Raw genomic sequence first — 16,736 nt, forward strand, 5'->3', positions numbered from 1 at the left:
CATCGCTCAGCCGCTGCGGCGCAGCAGCACGTAGAGCGCGCCGCTGCCGCCGTCCTCAGGTCGCGCCGAACAAAACGCGTGCACGTCGCGCAGCTTGCGCAACCAGCCGTCCAGTTGGCGCTTGATGACCGGCCCGCTGTTGGGCGAACCATTGCCCTTGCCGTGAATGATGCGTACGCAGCGCCGGTCCTGGTCGCGGCACTGGGCCAGAAAGCGCGCGACCTCCGCCCTTGCCTTGTCGCGGTTGAGTCCGTGCAGATCGACTTCCGCTTCCAGCCGGTAGCCGCCTCGGCGCAGGTGTCGCAGCACCGACTCCTGCACGCCCGGCGCGCGATAACTCAGGGTTTCTCCGCTCTCGAAATGGTCGGGGTCCGGTCCGCTCAGCAGTTCCGCCAGCACCGCAGCCTCGTCAGCCCTGCTGTGACGCGGCTCCGGTGGCGGTGGCAGCGGACGGGTGGGCACGCGCGTGCTGGGACCGTGCAGGCGAATGTCGCGCATGGCGGCGCGAAACGCGTCAAGGTCGTCGTCGGGCGGTTCGGGGCACATGCGAGGTCGCGGCTGGCAGGCGGGGCGTTGGGCTCGGGCAACGGAATCATAGGCGCTGGGCGGATAAACTAGCGCTCTTTGACGTGTCGATCCCATGCGCATCCTTCTTTCCAACGACGATGGCTGTACCGCGCCGGGCTTGCTATGCCTGCGCGATCATCTGCGAGAGCAGCACGATGTCACGGTGGTGGCGCCCGACCGCAACCGCAGCGGCGCCAGCAATTCGCTCACCCTGGCGCGACCGGTGCGCGTGCAGACGCACGCCGATGGCACCCACTGCGTGGACGGCACGCCAACCGACTGCGTGCACCTGGCCTTGACCGGCATGCTCGATGAGGCCTTCGAGATCGTGGTGTCCGGGATCAACGCCGGCTCCAACCTGGGCGACGACACGCTGTACTCCGGCACCGTGGCAGCGGCGATGGAAGGCCGTTTCCTCGGCTATTCCGCGGTGGCGGTGTCGTGCTGCTCGCACGAGCCCCAGCATTTCGACACCGCTGCGCGGGTGGCGCTGCGGATGGTGGAGCGACTGCGCCACGATCCGCTGCCGGGCGATACCATCCTCAATGTCAACGTGCCCGACATCGCCTTCGAAGACCTGCAGGGGTACGAGGTCACTCGGCTGGGCAGTCGCCACAAATCGGAGAAGGCGATTTCTGCGCGCGACCCGCGCGGTCGCCAGATCTGGTGGATCGGTGCCGCCGGCGGCGAGGGCGGCGCCGGACCCGGAACCGACTTTCACGCCATCAACCGCCATCGCGTGTCGATCACGCCGCTGCTGGTCGACTTGACCCGGCATGCCTCGCTGGAGCGTCTGTCGTCGTGGGCGCAGGACCTTTGAGCGGACCCGCGCGATGACCGACGCCGTTCGACACCACCACAGCCGCGGGCTGGGCATGACTTCGTCCAGGGTGCGTGTGGCCTTGCTCGACGAACTGCGCCGGCAAGGCATTCGCGACGAGCGCGTGCTGGAGGCCATGAACAAGGTGCCGCGCCACGAGTTCGTGGAAGAGGCGCTCAAGTCCGAGGCTTACAAGAACCGCGCGTTGCCGATCGGTTACGCGCAGACCATCTCGCAGCCCTACACCGTGGCCTTGATGACCGAGGCGGTGCTGGGTGGTGGCTCGCCCCGGCGCGTTCTGGAGGTCGGCACCGGCAGCGGCTACCAGACCGCGGTGCTGTCGCATTTGGTGGAAACCGTGTTCACGGTGGAGCGCATCCGCGCACTCACCGAAACCGCACGCGTGCGTCTGGCCGGCCTGGGCCACCGCAACGTGCACTTCGGATATGCCGACGGCACGCTGGGCTGGTCGCCGTATGCGCCGTACGACGGTATCGTGGTCACTGCCGGCGGAGACGAGGTACCGACCGCGCTGATCGATCAGCTGGCACCGGGCGGGCGCCTGGTGATCCCGGTCGGGCCGGCCGGGGCGCAGATGCTGCGAGTGGTGGAACGCGGCGCCAAGGGCCGGGTCGAACGCGAGATCGGCGCCGTCACCTTCGTGCCGCTGCTGAGCGGCAAAGCCTGATCGGGCGTCCCATACACTTGCCGGGTCCGGCCACCGGCACCTGCGCGCCGACGCCGGGCGAGTGCCGGCGGCGGGAGCCATTGGGCGCGCGACGAAGCGGCATCGGCGCGCGACCGCCGCGGCCGTTCTGAGGAGCAACATGCAAGCGTTCGGAGAATGGCTCAACGGCATCCTGGCGCATCTTGGCTACGGCGAGATCGCGTTCCTGATGGCCTTGGAATCGACCCTGGTCCCCATCCCGTCGGAAGTGGTGATGATTCCGGCCGGTTATCGGGCGGCGCAGGGGGAGCTGAATCCGTGGCTGGCGACCCTGGCCGGCGGCCTCGGCTCGCTGGGCGGCGCCTGTTTCAATTACCTGATGGGTCGCTACGTGGGCCGTGCGTTTGCCCTCACCTACGGCAAGTATTTTCTGGTCAGCCCCAGGACCTTTGCAGATGCCGAGGCGCTGTTTCTGCGCAACGCGAATCTGGCGACCTTCGTCGGTCGCTTCATTCCCGGCATCCGGCACCTGATCTCGATCCCGCCGGGGATGTTCGGCATGCGGCTGGCGCCGTTCATGTTCCTCACCACACTCGGTGCGACCCTGTGGTGCGGCGTGCTGGTGGCGCTGGGCTATTTCTTTGGTGAACCGGTGGTGGAAGCGGTGGGCAAATACACCCACGAGGCGAGTGTGCTGGCCCTGCTGGGGCTGCTGGCGTTCGTGATCTGGTTCATCTACAAGCATCGCAACAAGCAAAACCCGGAGGCCACGCCTTGAGTCTGGAATTCCACCGCCTAGCGCGAATCGCACCGTTGCTTGCTGCATCGCTCGCCGGCGGTTGCGCCAATCTGGTGTCCTGGGATCCGCCGCCGCAACGCGAAGTGCACAACCAGCAGTTGCCGCCGGTGACGCCCGAACGCCCGGTGGCGAGCGGCGAGTACATGGTGCAGCGGGGCGACACGATGTACTCGATCGCGTTTCGCAACAATCTGGACTATCGCGAGCTGGCGCGATGGAACGCGGTGGGTTCCGATTACCTGATCCGACCCGGACAGGTTCTGCGGTTGTCGGCGCCGCCGCAGGTCGCGCTGGTGGAGGGCGATGTGGTGTCGTATCCCACTCAGGAACCGCCGCCCCCCAGCAACCGCCCAACGCCGCTACCGGTCGAAGCGCCGACCATTCCGATCGTGCCCGGTGCGGCGCCGGCACCGCGCCGACCGCGCATCGTGGCCCATGCTCCGCCGTCTCCGGTCGAGCCGGTGGTCCGTCCGACGGTGCCGCCCCCGCCAGTGATCACCAGCGAGTCGGGAGGCCCGTACAAGTGGCAATGGCCCACGCAGGGTGACGTCGTGCGGGCATACAACCCCGGCGCCGGTTCCAAGGGATTGGACTTCGCCGGCAAGGTCGGCCAGCCCGTTTTTGCGGCGGCGCCGGGCAAAGTCGTGTACAGCGGGTCGGCGCTCAAGGGCTACGGCGAGCTGATCATCATCAAGCACGATGATCTGCGCCTGTCGGCCTATGGCTACAACCGCACGCGTCTGGTCAACGAAGGTCAGATGGTGAGTGGCGGCCAGCACATCGCCGAACTGGGGCTGGGCCCGGAAAACAAGCCGATCCTGCACTTCGAGATTCGCGAACGCGGCCAGCCGGTCAACCCGGTTCCGTACCTGCCACCGCGTTGAAGCGGACCGGCGGAGTCGGGGCGATACCCGCAGCCGACGGTCCGCCCAAGACGATCGCAGAGAAGTTCAGTCGGCGCCGGCTCAGGGTAGAGGTACCGGATCGGCCAGATAGGTTTCCAGCAAATCGCGGAACTGGCCGTCGTCGCTGGTGATGGTGGTCTGCCCGTTGGCCCCGGCGGCAAACACGACGCCGACTCCTCCAGCTTGGACCAGACGCTCGGGATTGCGCAGGAAATAATCCACGCGGTTGTCGCGGTAACGCTCGAAGCTGCCGCCGGGGTTGGGTGAGGGCACCCCCATCGGCGTCTGCCACCACAGCACCGGCAGGCGTCCGATGCCCTGCTGCCAGATGCGAGTCTGCGCCAGGTGCCGCTCGAACGCCGCGTCGTCCCAGTAAGGATTGTCGACACTGCGTCCGCAGCCCGGACCGTCGGCCTCGAAGCACCCGGCATCGCGGTCCAGGGTCTGCTGGATCATGAAATCGCCTTCGGCCGCACCGACCGCGTTCATCAGCGAGATGACCTCCTCGTCGGTCTGCCCGAAGGAGGCCGGCGGGAAGCCGACGAAGGCCTTGGGCGCGCGCGCCCGGGCAATGGCGAGCAGGCAGCGGCCGACGCCGGTGACGTCGTTGGGCAGGTCGGCACAATCATCGGCGATGTCGACCTGGGCAAACATGGCGGTGGGCTGGCTGTCGGTATAGAGCGCGACGTAACTCCAGAAGTCGGGCTCCAGATTGACGATGGCCGGCTTGTCGTAGGCACCCAGCAGGTCGAACAGCAGTTCGGTATGTCGCCAGTACCTGTCCATCTGCGAGGCGCTGGACAGCAGCCCCTCGATGTTGCCGTCGCCGTTGTCCGCCATCTGGTAGAGCGTGAACATGGGGATGGCCCCGACGCTGTCGGCCAAGGCGGTGACGATGTTTACGTACTCGCCTTCGGGGCTGTTGTAATTGATCCAGGAGTCGCCACCGATGCTCGGCAGGTAGCGATCATAGAAATCGATCTGTAGACCCTGCTCCTGGATAGCGCTGATGGGATTGTTGGTGCCCAACCCGATCAGCAGCCGGCTGTCGCGCCCCATGGCGCTGGCGAGCGCCGCAGCGGCGGACACCGGCTCAGGTTCTGGTTCGGGCTCCGGTTCTGGATCAGGCTCCGGCTCGGGTTCTGGATCAGGCTCGGGTTCCGGCTCCGGCGTTGGCATGTTGCCGGGATCGTCATCGGGCGGCGCGTGGTCGTTTCCCCCCGAGCCTCCGCCGCAGCCTGACAGCGCGAATGCGACAATCGTCAACGCGATGATTCGCTGCAGCATGGGACGATCCTCGTGGAGCCGGCAGATTACGGGCGCTGCCATTTAATGCGGCAGATGATGACTGGGCGCAAGCGAGCACTGTGCGCTGGATCACAGAAGCCGGATTCCCCGGTAATCTTCTCCAGCGGGCGCGTTGGGGATTGAGACCCACAAGCAAGAACGGCTGGACACGGGCGATGGCGCGGGGATGGGGTAAGGAAGAGGACTTCGACGATCCGCAAGACGGGTCGGAGCGCTTTCGCGAATCGCCGACGCGTTCTTCGCCCTACATCACGCCCGAAGGCCATGCCCGGCTCAAGGCCGAGTACGACCAGCTGTGGAGCGTGCGGCGACCGGAAGTGGTCAGGGCGCTGATGGCGGCTGCTGCCGAAGGCGACCGCTCGGAAAACGCGGAATACCAGTACCGCAAGAAAGAGCTGCGCGAGATCGACCGGCGGGTGCGCTACCTGCAGCGCAGAATCCCCGCGCTGGTCGTCGCCGAACGACCGACTGCCGATCTCGCCAGCGTGTACTTCGGCGCCTGGGTGGAACTGGTAGATGAACACGACCAGCGTCGCTGCTATCGCATCGTCGGACCCGATGAAACCGACGCCGCGCAGGGTCGCATCAGCATCGACTCGCCGCTGGCGCGCGCCCTGCTCAAGCACCGCGCCGGCGATGTCGTGGAAGCGCAGCTACCGGGTGGCGTCAGCGAATTCGAGATCCTTTCCGTGCGCTACGAGTAGGGCAGTGGTGGTGCAAGTGGGCTGACCTTGTCAGGGCGTGTCGCGACCTGCTGCAGGCAGCGGCGCCGTAATCCCGACGCCGTTTTTACTGGAACAGGAGTTGCTCCAACGCCGGGGAACCGACATCCCGACCGGCCATGTCCCAGATCGACGTCAACAGCGTGCTGTCCCAGATCCGTGCCCTGCAGGCGCAGGCCGGCGCGCCTGCGCGTCCCGCCGTACCGGCTGCGGCCGCCAGCACCGCAAGCGGAGCACCGAACTTCGGCCGCGTGATGGAAGCTGCGCTGGATCGGGTGAGCCTGCGCCAGACCGAGTCGGCCGAGCTGCAGTCGCGCTTCCAGCTGGGCGATCCCAACACCGACATCGCGTCGGTGATGCTGGCGTCCGGTCGCGCGCAGGTGGAATTCAAAGGCCTGGTGGAAGTTCGCAACCGCATGGTGCGGGCTTACCAGGACGTCATGAACATGCCGCTGTAAATCTGACAAGGCACGCACCCAATGGCCCTGGCCGAAACCGCTGCACCGCCGCTACCCGCCGGCATTCCGACCCACCTGCGCGCGGTCAAGGATCTGCCGATCGTGCGTCAGCTGTTGCTGCTGGTGGGCATTGCGGCCGCTGTGGCCGGCGGCATCTACGCCTTCACCTGGTCGCAACGGCCCGGGCAGGTGGTGCTGTTCCCGGAATTGGCGGGGCAGGATGCGGCCGCCGCCAGTGAGGTGTTGCGCAGCAATGGCATCGAATATCGCCTGGACTCGTCCAGCGGCGCGCTGACGGTCGCTGCCGGACAGGCTCATGAAGCGCGTTTGCTGCTGGCCTCGCAGGGCTTGCCCAAGGCCAGCGCCAATGGTTTCGAGATGATGGCGCAGGACCCTGGTCTGGGTGTAAGCAGCTTTCTGGAAGGTGCGCGTTACAACCATGCGCTGGAGACGGAGCTTTCGCGCAGCGTTGCATTGCTTGCACCGGTCAAGGCGGCGCGCGTACATCTGGCCATTCCCAAGCCCACCGCGTTCGCTCGCGCCGAACAGGGTGCCAGCGCCTCGGTGCTGGTGAACCTGCATCCGGGTCGCGAGCTCGAAGCCAGCCAGGTGCAGGCCATCGTGCACATGGTGGCGTCCAGCGTGTCAGGCCTGAAGCCCGAGCGCGTCACTGTGGTGGATCAGTTCGGGCGCCTCAAGAGCGGTCAGGACGACGACGCCTTGTCGGTGTCTACAGAGCAGTTCGACTATGCGCGCCGGGTGGAGGCCGATTACGTGCGTCGCATCGAGCAACTGCTGGCACCGGTCACCGGCGCCGGCAAGATCAGCACGCAGGTCGCCGCGGAACTGGACTTCTCGCAGACTGAGGAAGCGCGCGAGAGCTACGCACCGGACCGGTCGGTGCTGCGCGCCGAAGTCACCAGCGAGCAGAAAACCAGTGGCCCGCCCGGCCCCCAGGGCGTGCCGGGCGCGCTGTCGAACCAGCCGCCGCAGGCGCAGCCGGCGCTGCCGCTCAACGCGCTCGCCGGCCAGACGCAGGACGCCAATGCCGCGCCGGTCAATGAATCGCGCAATGCCTCGCGCAGCTTCGAGGTGGACCGCACTTTGTCGCACACCCGTCAGCCGGTGGGGCGCTTGAAGAAGCTCACCGTGGCGGTGCTGGTGGATGACCTGCCGCGGCCGGACGGCAAGGGTGGCAGCAGCCTCAAGCCGCTGGCGCCCGAGGAGATTGCCCGCGTCGAAGCCCTGGTACGCGATGCGGTGGGGTTCGACGCCAACCGCGGCGATCGCGTCACCGTGCAGAACGTCAGCTTCATGCCGGAGTTGCCCATCGTCGAGGCAGCTGCGCTGCCGATCTGGATGCAGCCGCAGACGCAGACGATGCTGCGTCACGGCTTCGGCTTGCTGGCGGTGCTGGTGCTGATCTTTGCCGCCCTGCGTCCCGCGCTGAAAGTGCTGCTCACGCCGACGCCGATGCCAGGTCCGGCGCTGCAGAGCACCCTGGGCGCGATCGAACACCAGCCGGATGCGCGGGATGCCGTCGGCAGTCGTTCGCGCAAGCGCAGTCTGGAGGCTGAGCCGGAGGAGGAAGAGCCGTCTCCGCTCGATATCAGCGGCCCCTACGAGAAGAAGCTGCACACCGCGCGCAGCGTAGTGGCGCAGGACCCCAAGCGGGTCGCCCAGGTCGTGAAGTCCTGGCTGTCCGAAGACGGAGCGCCCTGACCATGGCCGAGCTTGCAAAGTCCAGACTCGAAATTCCCGGGCCCGAGCGTGCTGCCATTCTGTTGATGTCACTGGGCGAGATCGAAGCCGCCGAAGTGCTCAAGCACATGGGTGCCAAGGACGTGCAGAAAGTAGGGCAGGCCATGGCCTGCCTCAGCAACGTGTCGCGCGACAAAGCCACCGTGGTGATGGAGAACTTCGTCAGCACGCTGGAAAGCCAGACCTCGCTCGGCGTCGGCGCCGACGACTACGTGCGTCGCGTCATGGTCAATGCGCTCGGCGAAGACAAGGCGGCCGGGTTGATCGACCGCATTCTGCTGGGCCGCAACAGCAAGGGTCTGGAAGCGCTCAAATGGATGGAAACCCGCGCGGTCGCCGACCTGGTGCGCAACGAGCACCCGCAGATCGTCGCCATCGTGCTGGCCTATCTGGATTCCGACCAGGCGGCGGAAGTGCTGGCGCTGTTGCCCGAACGCATGCGCGCCGATGTGGTCATGCGCATCGCGCGTCTCGACGGCATCCAGCCCGCCGCGCTCAAGGAACTCGACGAGATCATGGAGAAGCAATTCTCCGGTGGTAACAACCTCAAGTCGTCCAGTGTCGGCGGCGTCAAGAAGGCCGCCAACATTCTCAACCTGATGGATTCGAGCAGCGAGCAGATCATCAGCACGCGCATCGGCGAAGCCGACGGTGAGCTTGCCAACCGCATCCAGGAACTGATGTTCGTGTTCGATGACCTTGCCGGTATCGATGATCGCGGTATTCAGACCTTGCTGCGCGAGATCGGCACCGAAACCCTGGGCATGGCGCTCAAGGGGGCCGATCCCAAGGTCAAGGACAAGATCACGCGCAACATGTCGCAGCGCGCGGCCGAAATGCTGATCGAGGACATGGAAGCCAAGGGTCCGGCGCGCCTGGCCGATGTGGAGGCCGCCCAGAAGGAGATGCTGGCGGCTGCCCGTCGTCTGGCCGACGCCGGCACCATCGTCATCGGCGGCAAGGGCGAGGAGATGGTATGAGCACGTCGGTCGGAGCCTTGCGATGAATGCAGCGCGCGACAACGGTGGCTATACGCCGGTGCTCTCGGGCGAGCAGTTGAGCGGCAGCGCCGCCGCCTGGTCGCTGCCCAGCTTCGACGAGATGCTGCGTGCCCGATCGGTGCCGACGCCCGAACCGCCGACTGCGCAGCAGGTCGAGAACATCGAGGCCGAGGCCTTTCGCGAGGGCCACGCGCGCGGCTATGCCGATGGATATTCCCAGGGTGCCGGCGCGGCGCGCGCCGAAGCCGAGCGACTGCGCCTGCTGCTGCGTCACTTGAGCGCGCCGGTGGCGGAGGTCGACACGCAGACCGAAAGCGCACTGGTCGCGCTGATGCTGGAACTGGCGCGTCGCCTGGTGCAGCAGGAGCTGGAAGCCGCGCCCGAAAAAATGCTGGGTGTCGTGCGCGAGGCCGTCTCACACCTGGCTCAACCCACGCGCAGCCTGCGCATCCGCCTGCATCCGGAGGACGCCAGAGTCATCGCCGAACATCTGCCGCAAACCGCAGAAGCCGAAGGCTGGACGCTGGTGCCGGACCGCCAGCTCATGCCGGGTGACTGCGTGGTGGAAACCGACACTGCCCGGGTCGATGCGCGACTGGATACGCGCCAGGCGCAGCTCGCGCAGCGCTTGTTGGGAGAGGCGAGTTGAACGAGTTCGCAGCGCAGCGCAACCTGCGTCTGGTCCGCGTGCTGGAAGATCGCAGCCGTCATGTCCGCGAGTACGACACCATGGTGGTGGAGGGCACGCTCAAGCGTGTCGTCGGGCTGACTCTGGAAGCGGCCGGTCTGAGCGTGCAAATCGGTGGCCGTTGCCGCATCGATGCGGCGGATCATTCCAGTATCGAGGCCGAGGTCGTGGGTTTTTCGGGCGACCGCACCTACCTGATGCCGGCCGGCGAGATGCAGGGTCTGCTGCCCAACGCGCGGGTAGTGCCCCTGACCCGGCGACCCGAATTTCCAGTCGGCGATGGCTTGCTCGGCCGTGTGCTCGATTCCGAAGGCGCGCCGCTGGACGGCCTGGGCAGACTCAAAAACGTGACGCGCAAATCGCTGCGCAGCACCAGCATCAACCCCCTGCTCCGCGAGCCCATCCGCGAACCCCTGGATGTCGGTGTGCGCGCGATCAATACCTTGCTTACGGTCGGGCGGGGTCAGCGATTGGGTCTGTTCGCCGGTACCGGCGTCGGCAAGTCGACCTTGCTCGGCATGATGACGCGCTATACCCGGGCCGAAGTGGTGGTGGTGGGCCTGGTCGGCGAGCGCGGTCGCGAAGTGCGCGATTTCATCGAGCGCAATCTGGGGCCGGAAGGCCTCAAGCGCGCCGTCATCGTTGCCACGCCTGCCGACCGTCCGCCCTTGCAGCGCATGCGTGGTGCCTGGCTGGCAACCTCGGTCGCCGAAGCATTTCGCGATCAGGGCCGGCATGTGCTGTTGCTGATGGATTCGCTGTCGCGCTTCGCCCAGGCTGCGCGTGAAATCGGGCTGGCAGTGGGCGAGCCACCGACCACGCGAGGCTATCCGCCATCGGTATTCGCCAAGCTGCCGGCGCTGGTGGAACGCGCGGGCAACGGCATGCCCGGCGGCGGCTCCATCACTGCGGTCTACACCGTGCTGACCGAGGGCGACGATCCCAACGACCCGATCGCCGATACCGCGCGCGGCATTCTTGACGGCCACATCGTGCTGTCACGCAGCGTCGCCGACGCCGGCCTGTATCCGGCCATCGACATCGAGGCCTCGGTGTCGCGCGTGGCCAACGACATCGTGCCGGCGACCCAGCAACAGCAGGCGCGACGATTTCGCCAGCTTTACTCGGCGTACCGACAGAACCGCGACCTGATTGCCATCGGCGCCTATCAGAAGGGCGCCGATCCGCGCGTGGACGCCGCCATCGCGGCGTGGCCGTCGATGGAAACCTTCCTGCAGCAGTCGGCCAGTGCCGGCGCCAGCTATGCCGAAAGCTGCGCCGCGCTGGCCGCACTGGCGTCCGCTGCCACACCGTCCCGCTGAGCCTGAACTGTCATGGTCATGAGCGTCGATCGTCTCGAAGTCCTGGTGAAAGTCGCGGCATCGCGCGCCGATCGTGCCGCGGAGGAAGTGGGCCGCCGCAAGGCCGGCCTCAACGAGCAGGAACACCGCCTGCAGGAATTGCGGCGCTACATGGACGATTACCGTTCCCGCCCGCTGCCCTTGTCGTCGATGCTGATCGCCAATCGCGAGCGCTTCATGGCGCGACTGGGCGAAGCCGAGGCGCAGCAGCGCCGCACGGTGGAACAAGCGACGCACGCGGTGCACGAATCCACCCGGTCCTGGCTGGAGCAGAGAGCCGGACAGCAGAAATTCGGGGTGCTGCAGACCGCCGCGATCGATCGCCAGAACCGGACGGCCGAGCAACACCAACAGCGAGGCCTGGACGAGTTCGCGCTACGCGTGTTCGCGGGGCGGCCCGGGGCCAACACCGACTGATACATTGCCGCGCATGGATCTCAAACTCTCCACCCTGGGACCGCTGGGCACCACCACCACCGCCAACGCGGGTCCCAACCCGACGACGGGCGACGGCGAGGCCGCTGGCAATTTCGCGTCCGACCTCGCTGCGATGACGAGCGGTCTTCGTAGCCCCGCTTCCGGCGCCAGTTCGCCACTGGCCGGGCTGGGACCGCCGGCCGCCGCCAGCAGCGTCGAGCCGGTCGCCGACCGCGGGTTGGCGGCGCTGGCGAAGCTGTTATCCGAAGGCCTTGCAGCGGGGGCGATCCCCGAAGCCCAGGCGCGGCCGCCAGTGCGTAGCGCCAAGCCAACGTCGGCCGACGCCGCCGCAGCTGCGCTGCCGGAGACGCAGCTGCTGGCCGCGCTGGCATCCCTGATGGTCGCCGCCAAAGCCGGCGTATCGGCCGCCGGCCCGGAGAAGGTTTCGGCGACGCCGATCGAGGTTGCTGCCGATCCGGACGCCGCCCTGCCGCCCGCGATGACGAGCTGGTTGGGCATGGCCGTCGAGTTGGGGCTGGTTGCGCGACCGACGGCAGGCGGCGCCACTCCGCAGGCCAGCAAGCCAGACGCGACGATGGTGCTGTCCACGCTGGCCGCACGGCTTTCAGCTTCAGTGGTGCAAGGCACTGCGACCACCACGGCGCCGACCACGACTGGCGGCCACGGCATCGTGGGCGGTAGCAGCAGCCCCCTGGCGGCGCTGAATCTGGCAGGCGCCACTCCGCCGGCCCCTGCGGGTGCCGTGAGCATGCTCGACACCCTGGCTGCGATACTCGACCCCGCGGCGCAACCTTCCGCGCCAGCAAGCGCGGGCATCGTTCTGGAAGGGATCGCCGACCCCGCCGGAGCGCCCACCACTGTCGCCGCGCCGGTTGCAAATCCGCAGTCCTCGCCGGTCGAGCGCGCCGGTCTGCCGTCGGCGCTGTCGGGGCCACTGGAAATCCGCCATCCGCAGGCCCCGCGACAACTGGCCGATAGCGTGATCTGGCACCTCGATCAGGGCGTGCACGAGATCCGCATTCGGGTGAACCCCGAGGCGCTGGGGCCGCTGGAGGTCAAACTCAGGCTGGACGGTGAGAAAGTGGCTGTGCGCTTCGACATGGCCGACGCCAGCGTGCGCGACGTGGTGCAAACCTCATTGCCCAGCCTGTCCACCCTGCTTTCGGCGCGCGGCCTGGAACTGCAGCACGCCCAGGTGTTTTCCCAGGACCGCGGTCAGTCGCAGCCCGGTTTCAGCGGAGGCGAAGCCGCCGAGGCCAGGACCGGAATCGAAGTCGAGGAGAGCCGACCCGCAACGAGGCTGGTCTCACGCCGAGGTCTCATCGACGATTACGTTTGAGGCCCCGACGTTGCGGCCCGGCGCGCATCACGGCGTGGTGTCGCCATCCAGGCGCAAAAAAAGCCCGGGTGTTGGTCCGGGCTTAGACGTCTATTGGGTTGGCTCCCCGACCGGTACGTACTGGGAACCAGACGGGTTCTGTTCGAGTTGCCGGCGAGGCTGAGGCGGACGAGTGGATCCCGGAAAGGCGTTGCACTTTCATTGCAGGGCGTGCGGTGAGCGGTTCGAGGCTGAGCCGACCCGGACTGTGCCGGTAGCGGATCGGAAATGGCAACCGGTCGACTATTTCGCGGCATGCCCTTTGTGCTCGGCTGAGGCTGCCCAGCTGGGGTGGGAGCTGGGGCTGGCCAAGGCCTGGACGTTGGCGGCGGGGCCGAAGACGGCCGCCGGGATCCAGAAGTATCACCTTCGTTTTACCAGAGTTCCTTTCGAGGGCAGCATGATTAATCCAATTAATCAATCGGTTCGGGAATTATCTCGGAGACAACACCATAGCGTTGGTATGCCTCTTCGTTTTGACGAGCCAGTTCCGATCCGTAGTCGGCCTCGCGTTCCTTGTCTGTACGTTGGTCTCGTAGTGGTTTGCCGTCATCCATGGCATTCACGGTCATCAAATTCCCCCATCCCGCGCATGGGGTCGACCGATACATCTTTCGAAGCCTTAGGACTTTACCTCCGCCAAGATCAAAGAAAGCGGGTTTCGAGGCCAAAACGATCGATCTTTGGGGGTGCTTCCAACGAAACGTCTCGTGGCCCTTTCGTAGACGTAAGAGAAAGCGATCCGCTTCGTAGGCGGCGCGGACATCAAACATCCAGACCATGTCTCCGTAGAACGCTTCGCGCGCCAGAATTTCCGCGACTGAGATCGAGGAGTGCTGAAATTCGATCACCCGGCCATTCAGAACTGCATCGGCTCGGTGAGTTTGACCATCCCGGGTCATTACGACTTCCGTTTGCCCGCCGAGAGTCTGGATGTGTTGCTGCCACTGCAAGTGCCAATCCGAAATCGGCTCAGCCCATGGGTCGCAATCAACTTTCCCGAGGTGACTCCAATGCCAACAGTTAAGTCTTCCGCAACGCGCCACAACTGGCGCGCGGCACGCGGGGCAGATCGCGCGTTGCCCCGAACGCTTGGGGGCGAGATTTGTCCCCTCACTGGAGAGAGCTATCCTCAATTGCCGGCTCCTCAACGGGTCTTCGAGGCGGCGGCTAACTTGAGCTGCCTCTGCGACGCGTTTTTCGATACGAAGACATCGAGCCAGCGGTCTGCTCTCATCGCAGAAATGAGAGTAGCGCTGGCTACGATGGAGGCCGACGTGCCTTCAGCGAGAAGCCTTAAAAAGGGTTCTCAGCCCGGCATAAGGGCTAAAAAGTATGGCTCCGTGACCAGGACTCGAACCTGGGACCAAGTGATTAACAGTCACCAGATTTGGAACGTCGTGAGACGGCCTGCCTCGATACGTACCCCCTTGAAACGTTGTTCTGACATTAAAACATAGGCACTAGACGACTCATGCCGTGTCATGTAGTCTCGCCTCAAAGTATCGGGGTAAGTATCGGGGTTTCGATGCCGGTCAAATCAAGTGATGCATCGATCAAGGCGCTGAAGTCGAGGCGAAAGGAGTACGAAACCGCCATCGTTGGGCATCGTGGCCTAGTGGTGGTGGTCTACCCCAGCGGTGCTCGCAGCTACACCTACCGATTCCGCCAAGATGGAGTTCTCAAGCGGGTATTCCTGGAGGCGGACTCGCTGGCTGCCGCCCGGACCGAATGGGCCGCGCTGACCGGCACCGTGAAGAAGGGCGCCGACCCTGCCGAAGTCGTGAGGCGCGGCAAAGCAGCGAAGCAGTTGAAGCGCAAAGCTGACCGTGCAGATCCGACCATTACTGATCTCGCTGCTGACTTCATCCGTCTGCACTCCAAGAAGAAGAAACGGAGCTGGCGAGCTGACGAACTGATGCTCGAAGGACTGGTGCTGCCCGAATGGGGCTCCCTGAAGGCAAAGGACGTCGAGCGCCGCGACGTGGTGGCCTTGCTGGATAAGGTGGCGGAAACCGCCCCTATTCGCGCCAATCGTTTGCTGGCAGTGGTGCGCAAGATGTTCAATTGGGCGGTGCAGCGTGACGTACTGCCAGCTTCGCCGTGCGCGGGCGTGAAGGCGCCTGCCAATGAAACCGCACGCGACCGCACCCTGACCGATGGCGAGCTGCGCCTTTTCTGGAACGGCCTGCCGAAATCGAACATTCCCGCCGACACGCAAACCGCGCTGCGGCTGCAGTTGCTGACCGGCTGCCGTATTGGCGAGATTGCAGGCGCCCGCTGGTCAGAGTTGGACCGCCAGAAAGGGGAATGGCTGATTCCTGGGGCGCGGACCAAGAACCGTCGCGAATGTTTGCTGCCGCTGCCACAAGTCGCGCTGGCCCTGCTCGAAGGGCTGGACGATGCCGGTCCGTACCTGTTCCCTCGCAAGGGCAAGAAGAGCGGCCATCTTCGGGCTGACGTGGCGACCCATGAACTGGGTCACGGCGAGTTCGCCATCGCGGAGCGGTTTACTTCGCACGATCTGCGCCGGACGATGGCGACGAACCTGGGCCGCCTACGCGTGCCCCGCGTGGTGCAAGACGCGATCCTGAATCACAAGGATCGGAGCATCGGCGCCACCTATGACCGACACGACTACTACGACGAAAAGCGTGCTGCTTTAGGGGCGTGGGCGGCGCACCTGCACCTGATCGTGAGAGGCGAGGAATGCGGCAAAGTAGTGCCGATCAGGAGCGCGTCAAGTGGTTGACTGTTCGACCAGACGCTCTCGGGACGCGGTCCGCCAATTCGTTGCCTGTGCTGTCCTCGAATTCGTCTAGGTCGATGTACCAGCAACGGCCGATCTTGCGGGCTTTAATGACGCCGGCCTCAATCCAGCCGAGCACGGTGGTGCGCGTCGGGCGCGAGGCAACCGAGAACAAGGACTGAAACTCTGAGATTCGACTGAGGCGCATAAGGTCACAGTGAGACCTGCTTGTAGTCCATTATCGCTTCACACCGAATTGCCAAGGCTAGGCCGGCCAGCCGAATGCGGGACACCTTCACCCGTTGCCGTGGCGACCCTTGAAGGGCGCAGGGACGGTGCGCGATGACGATAAAGCAGCGGCAGCGTGGGACTCTGCCGGACCAAACGCAAGAAGAGCGCGCGGTTCAGGTAGCCAGATGTCGGCGCATTGCGAATCTGCTGGAGCAATTGGCAGACAAATTGTTGGCCAGCGATCCAGGTGACGACGCGGACGACCAGAGTGAAGTAGTAACGCAGGCGTTCGACTTGAAAGAAGCGGCGCGGATAGTCCGCGAGCATTACGCAGCGCTGATCAACACGCCGTCACCGAAGAAGCGCGGCAATCCGAACATGAGGCGAAAGGCGAATCCTCTAGACGTGGCTTTCGCCTACGTCAGCTTGCGCCAAGCAGGGGATTTGAAGGCCGACGCAGTGGCAGAGCTCGCGGACAGATTCGGAATCAGCACGGACACGGTAGACATTCACATCAAGAGACTCGCGAGGGAAGTTCGAGATTTCGCGGATAGCGAGGGGGTAACTATTAGGGACGAATAGGTACCACGCATCGACGCGCTATAAAGCGAATCATGCTGCACCCCTTATGGAGTGCCGCACCATGTCGCAGAAAGTTACAGCTGAAAGTCTACCGGAATCATGCCGGTACTTCGACACCATGCCGGACGCGGGTGAAGTCCGCCAGCCCACCGTAGAAGCGCTGTTCGGTATCAGCGCGGCAACGGTCTGGCGCTGGGTACGTGAAGGCCGTCTGCCGAAACCGCGAAAGCGAGGGCCGCGCGTCACGACTTGGAACGTGGGCGAACTGCGCGCAGTTCTGAGCGCAAAGGCAGCTTGAGCC

General features: G+C 65.4%; 18 protein-coding genes. 15 read left to right on the forward strand and 3 right to left on the reverse strand.

The genetic code is table 11. The annotated features are described in order from the left end of the window. Positions 1-6 precede the first annotated feature (6 nt). The gene (locus tag ACOOHP_RS07185) at positions 7-546 is read right to left on the reverse strand and encodes a Smr/MutS family protein (RefSeq protein ID WP_420465774.1); all 540 of its coding nucleotides are present in this window, start codon (positions 544-546) and stop codon (positions 7-9) included. A gap of 94 nt (positions 547-640) precedes the next feature. Here ACOOHP_RS07185 and surE point away from each other — a divergent pair, with 94 nt between their 5' ends. The 4 genes from surE (at position 641) to ACOOHP_RS07205 (ending at position 3,737) form a co-directional block, all read left to right on the forward strand. Continuing rightward, positions 641-1,387 (forward strand): 5'/3'-nucleotidase SurE, encoded by a 747-nt coding sequence (gene surE, locus ACOOHP_RS07190; protein ID WP_420465775.1) that lies wholly within the window; start codon positions 641-643, stop codon positions 1,385-1,387. A gap of 13 nt (positions 1,388-1,400) precedes the next feature. Continuing rightward, positions 1,401-2,075, forward strand: coding sequence for a protein-L-isoaspartate(D-aspartate) O-methyltransferase (locus tag ACOOHP_RS07195; RefSeq protein ID WP_420465776.1), 675 nt, complete (start codon positions 1,401-1,403; stop codon positions 2,073-2,075). A gap of 139 nt (positions 2,076-2,214) precedes the next feature. Then, complete coding sequence (locus ACOOHP_RS07200) at positions 2,215-2,832, forward strand: DedA family protein (protein WP_420465777.1); 618 nt, start codon at positions 2,215-2,217, stop codon at positions 2,830-2,832. After that, a complete protein-coding gene (locus ACOOHP_RS07205) occupies positions 2,829-3,737 on the forward strand; it encodes a peptidoglycan DD-metalloendopeptidase family protein (RefSeq protein WP_420465778.1) in 909 nt (302 codons plus the stop codon). The genes ACOOHP_RS07200 and ACOOHP_RS07205 overlap by 4 nt, the downstream gene beginning before the upstream one ends. 81 nt (positions 3,738-3,818) lie before the next feature. On the opposite strand, the gene ACOOHP_RS07210 is transcribed toward ACOOHP_RS07205, so the two are convergent. Then, the gene (locus ACOOHP_RS07210; RefSeq protein ID WP_420465779.1) at positions 3,819-4,847 is read right to left on the reverse strand and encodes a hypothetical protein; all 1,029 of its coding nucleotides are present in this window, start codon (positions 4,845-4,847) and stop codon (positions 3,819-3,821) included. A 374-nt stretch (positions 4,848-5,221) separates the two neighbouring features. Between ACOOHP_RS07210 and greB the strand changes: the two genes are divergently transcribed. The 8 genes from greB to ACOOHP_RS07250 all read left to right on the forward strand — a co-directional run bounded on the left by greB (position 5,222) and on the right by ACOOHP_RS07250 (position 12,834). Further along, the gene (gene greB, locus ACOOHP_RS07215; protein ID WP_420465780.1) at positions 5,222-5,770 is read left to right on the forward strand and encodes a transcription elongation factor GreB; all 549 of its coding nucleotides are present in this window, start codon (positions 5,222-5,224) and stop codon (positions 5,768-5,770) included. Between the two features lie 137 nt (positions 5,771-5,907). Then, positions 5,908-6,246 carry a flagellar hook-basal body complex protein FliE gene (gene fliE, locus ACOOHP_RS07220; RefSeq protein ID WP_420465781.1) on the forward strand — a complete coding sequence of 113 codons (339 nt, stop codon included), beginning with the start codon at positions 5,908-5,910 and terminating at the stop codon, positions 6,244-6,246. A 21-nt stretch (positions 6,247-6,267) separates the two neighbouring features. After that, a complete protein-coding gene (fliF, locus tag ACOOHP_RS07225; protein ID WP_420465782.1) occupies positions 6,268-7,968 on the forward strand; it encodes a flagellar basal-body MS-ring/collar protein FliF in 1,701 nt (566 codons plus the stop codon). 32 nt (positions 7,969-8,000) lie between these two features. Further along, positions 8,001-8,987 (forward strand): flagellar motor switch protein FliG, encoded by a 987-nt coding sequence (gene fliG, locus ACOOHP_RS07230; RefSeq protein WP_420466956.1) that lies wholly within the window; start codon positions 8,001-8,003, stop codon positions 8,985-8,987. 22 nt (positions 8,988-9,009) lie between these two features. Next, the gene (locus tag ACOOHP_RS07235) at positions 9,010-9,657 is read left to right on the forward strand and encodes a FliH/SctL family protein (protein WP_420465783.1); all 648 of its coding nucleotides are present in this window, start codon (positions 9,010-9,012) and stop codon (positions 9,655-9,657) included. Continuing rightward, positions 9,654-11,018: a flagellar protein export ATPase FliI gene (fliI, locus tag ACOOHP_RS07240; protein ID WP_420465784.1), complete on the forward strand. Its 1,365-nt coding sequence runs from the start codon at positions 9,654-9,656 to the stop codon at positions 11,016-11,018. Before ACOOHP_RS07235 ends, fliI begins: the two co-directional genes overlap by 4 nt. Before the next feature lie 12 nt (positions 11,019-11,030). Further along, positions 11,031-11,474 (forward strand): flagellar export protein FliJ, encoded by a 444-nt coding sequence (locus ACOOHP_RS07245; protein WP_420465785.1) that lies wholly within the window; start codon positions 11,031-11,033, stop codon positions 11,472-11,474. A gap of 13 nt (positions 11,475-11,487) precedes the next feature. Beyond that, positions 11,488-12,834, forward strand: coding sequence for a flagellar hook-length control protein FliK (locus ACOOHP_RS07250; RefSeq protein ID WP_420465786.1), 1,347 nt, complete (start codon positions 11,488-11,490; stop codon positions 12,832-12,834). Between the two features lie 452 nt (positions 12,835-13,286). On the opposite strand, the gene ACOOHP_RS07255 is transcribed toward ACOOHP_RS07250, so the two are convergent. Next, the gene (locus ACOOHP_RS07255; protein WP_420465787.1) at positions 13,287-14,024 is read right to left on the reverse strand and encodes a competence protein CoiA; all 738 of its coding nucleotides are present in this window, start codon (positions 14,022-14,024) and stop codon (positions 13,287-13,289) included. Between the two features lie 377 nt (positions 14,025-14,401). Between ACOOHP_RS07255 and ACOOHP_RS07260 the strand changes: the two genes are divergently transcribed. From ACOOHP_RS07260 to ACOOHP_RS07270, 3 genes are all read left to right on the forward strand, one after another. After that, positions 14,402-15,625, forward strand: coding sequence for a tyrosine-type recombinase/integrase (locus ACOOHP_RS07260; RefSeq protein ID WP_420465788.1), 1,224 nt, complete (start codon positions 14,402-14,404; stop codon positions 15,623-15,625). Between the two features lie 339 nt (positions 15,626-15,964). Beyond that, positions 15,965-16,435 carry a hypothetical protein gene (locus tag ACOOHP_RS07265; protein ID WP_420465789.1) on the forward strand — a complete coding sequence of 157 codons (471 nt, stop codon included), beginning with the start codon at positions 15,965-15,967 and terminating at the stop codon, positions 16,433-16,435. A 61-nt stretch (positions 16,436-16,496) separates the two neighbouring features. Continuing rightward, the gene (locus tag ACOOHP_RS07270; RefSeq protein WP_420465790.1) at positions 16,497-16,733 is read left to right on the forward strand and encodes a helix-turn-helix transcriptional regulator; all 237 of its coding nucleotides are present in this window, start codon (positions 16,497-16,499) and stop codon (positions 16,731-16,733) included. The last annotated feature ends 3 nt before the right edge of the window (positions 16,734-16,736 follow it).

It is taken from the genome of Panacagrimonas sp. (genome assembly GCF_965216805.1).
In the GTDB taxonomy this organism is placed as follows: Bacteria; Pseudomonadota; Gammaproteobacteria; order Nevskiales; family Nevskiaceae; genus Panacagrimonas.

Coding starts and splice junctions, on each gene's coding strand:
- greB (WP_420465780.1), top strand. CDS start 5,222: ATGGCGCGGGGATGGGGTAAGGAAGAGGACTTCGACGATCCGCAAGAC.
- ACOOHP_RS07260 (WP_420465788.1), top strand. CDS start 14,402: ATGCCGGTCAAATCAAGTGATGCATCGATCAAGGCGCTGAAGTCGAGG.
- ACOOHP_RS07185 (WP_420465774.1), bottom strand. CDS start 546: ATGTGCCCCGAACCGCCCGACGACGACCTTGACGCGTTTCGCGCCGCC.
- ACOOHP_RS07200 (WP_420465777.1), top strand. CDS start 2,215: ATGCAAGCGTTCGGAGAATGGCTCAACGGCATCCTGGCGCATCTTGGC.
- ACOOHP_RS07245 (WP_420465785.1), top strand. CDS start 11,031: ATGGTCATGAGCGTCGATCGTCTCGAAGTCCTGGTGAAAGTCGCGGCA.
- fliE (WP_420465781.1), top strand. CDS start 5,908: ATGTCCCAGATCGACGTCAACAGCGTGCTGTCCCAGATCCGTGCCCTG.
- ACOOHP_RS07270 (WP_420465790.1), top strand. CDS start 16,497: ATGTCGCAGAAAGTTACAGCTGAAAGTCTACCGGAATCATGCCGGTAC.
- ACOOHP_RS07265 (WP_420465789.1), top strand. CDS start 15,965: ATGACGATAAAGCAGCGGCAGCGTGGGACTCTGCCGGACCAAACGCAA.
- fliF (WP_420465782.1), top strand. CDS start 6,268: ATGGCCCTGGCCGAAACCGCTGCACCGCCGCTACCCGCCGGCATTCCG.
- ACOOHP_RS07195 (WP_420465776.1), top strand. CDS start 1,401: ATGACCGACGCCGTTCGACACCACCACAGCCGCGGGCTGGGCATGACT.
- surE (WP_420465775.1), top strand. CDS start 641: ATGCGCATCCTTCTTTCCAACGACGATGGCTGTACCGCGCCGGGCTTG.
- ACOOHP_RS07250 (WP_420465786.1), top strand. CDS start 11,488: ATGGATCTCAAACTCTCCACCCTGGGACCGCTGGGCACCACCACCACC.
- ACOOHP_RS07235 (WP_420465783.1), top strand. CDS start 9,010: ATGAATGCAGCGCGCGACAACGGTGGCTATACGCCGGTGCTCTCGGGC.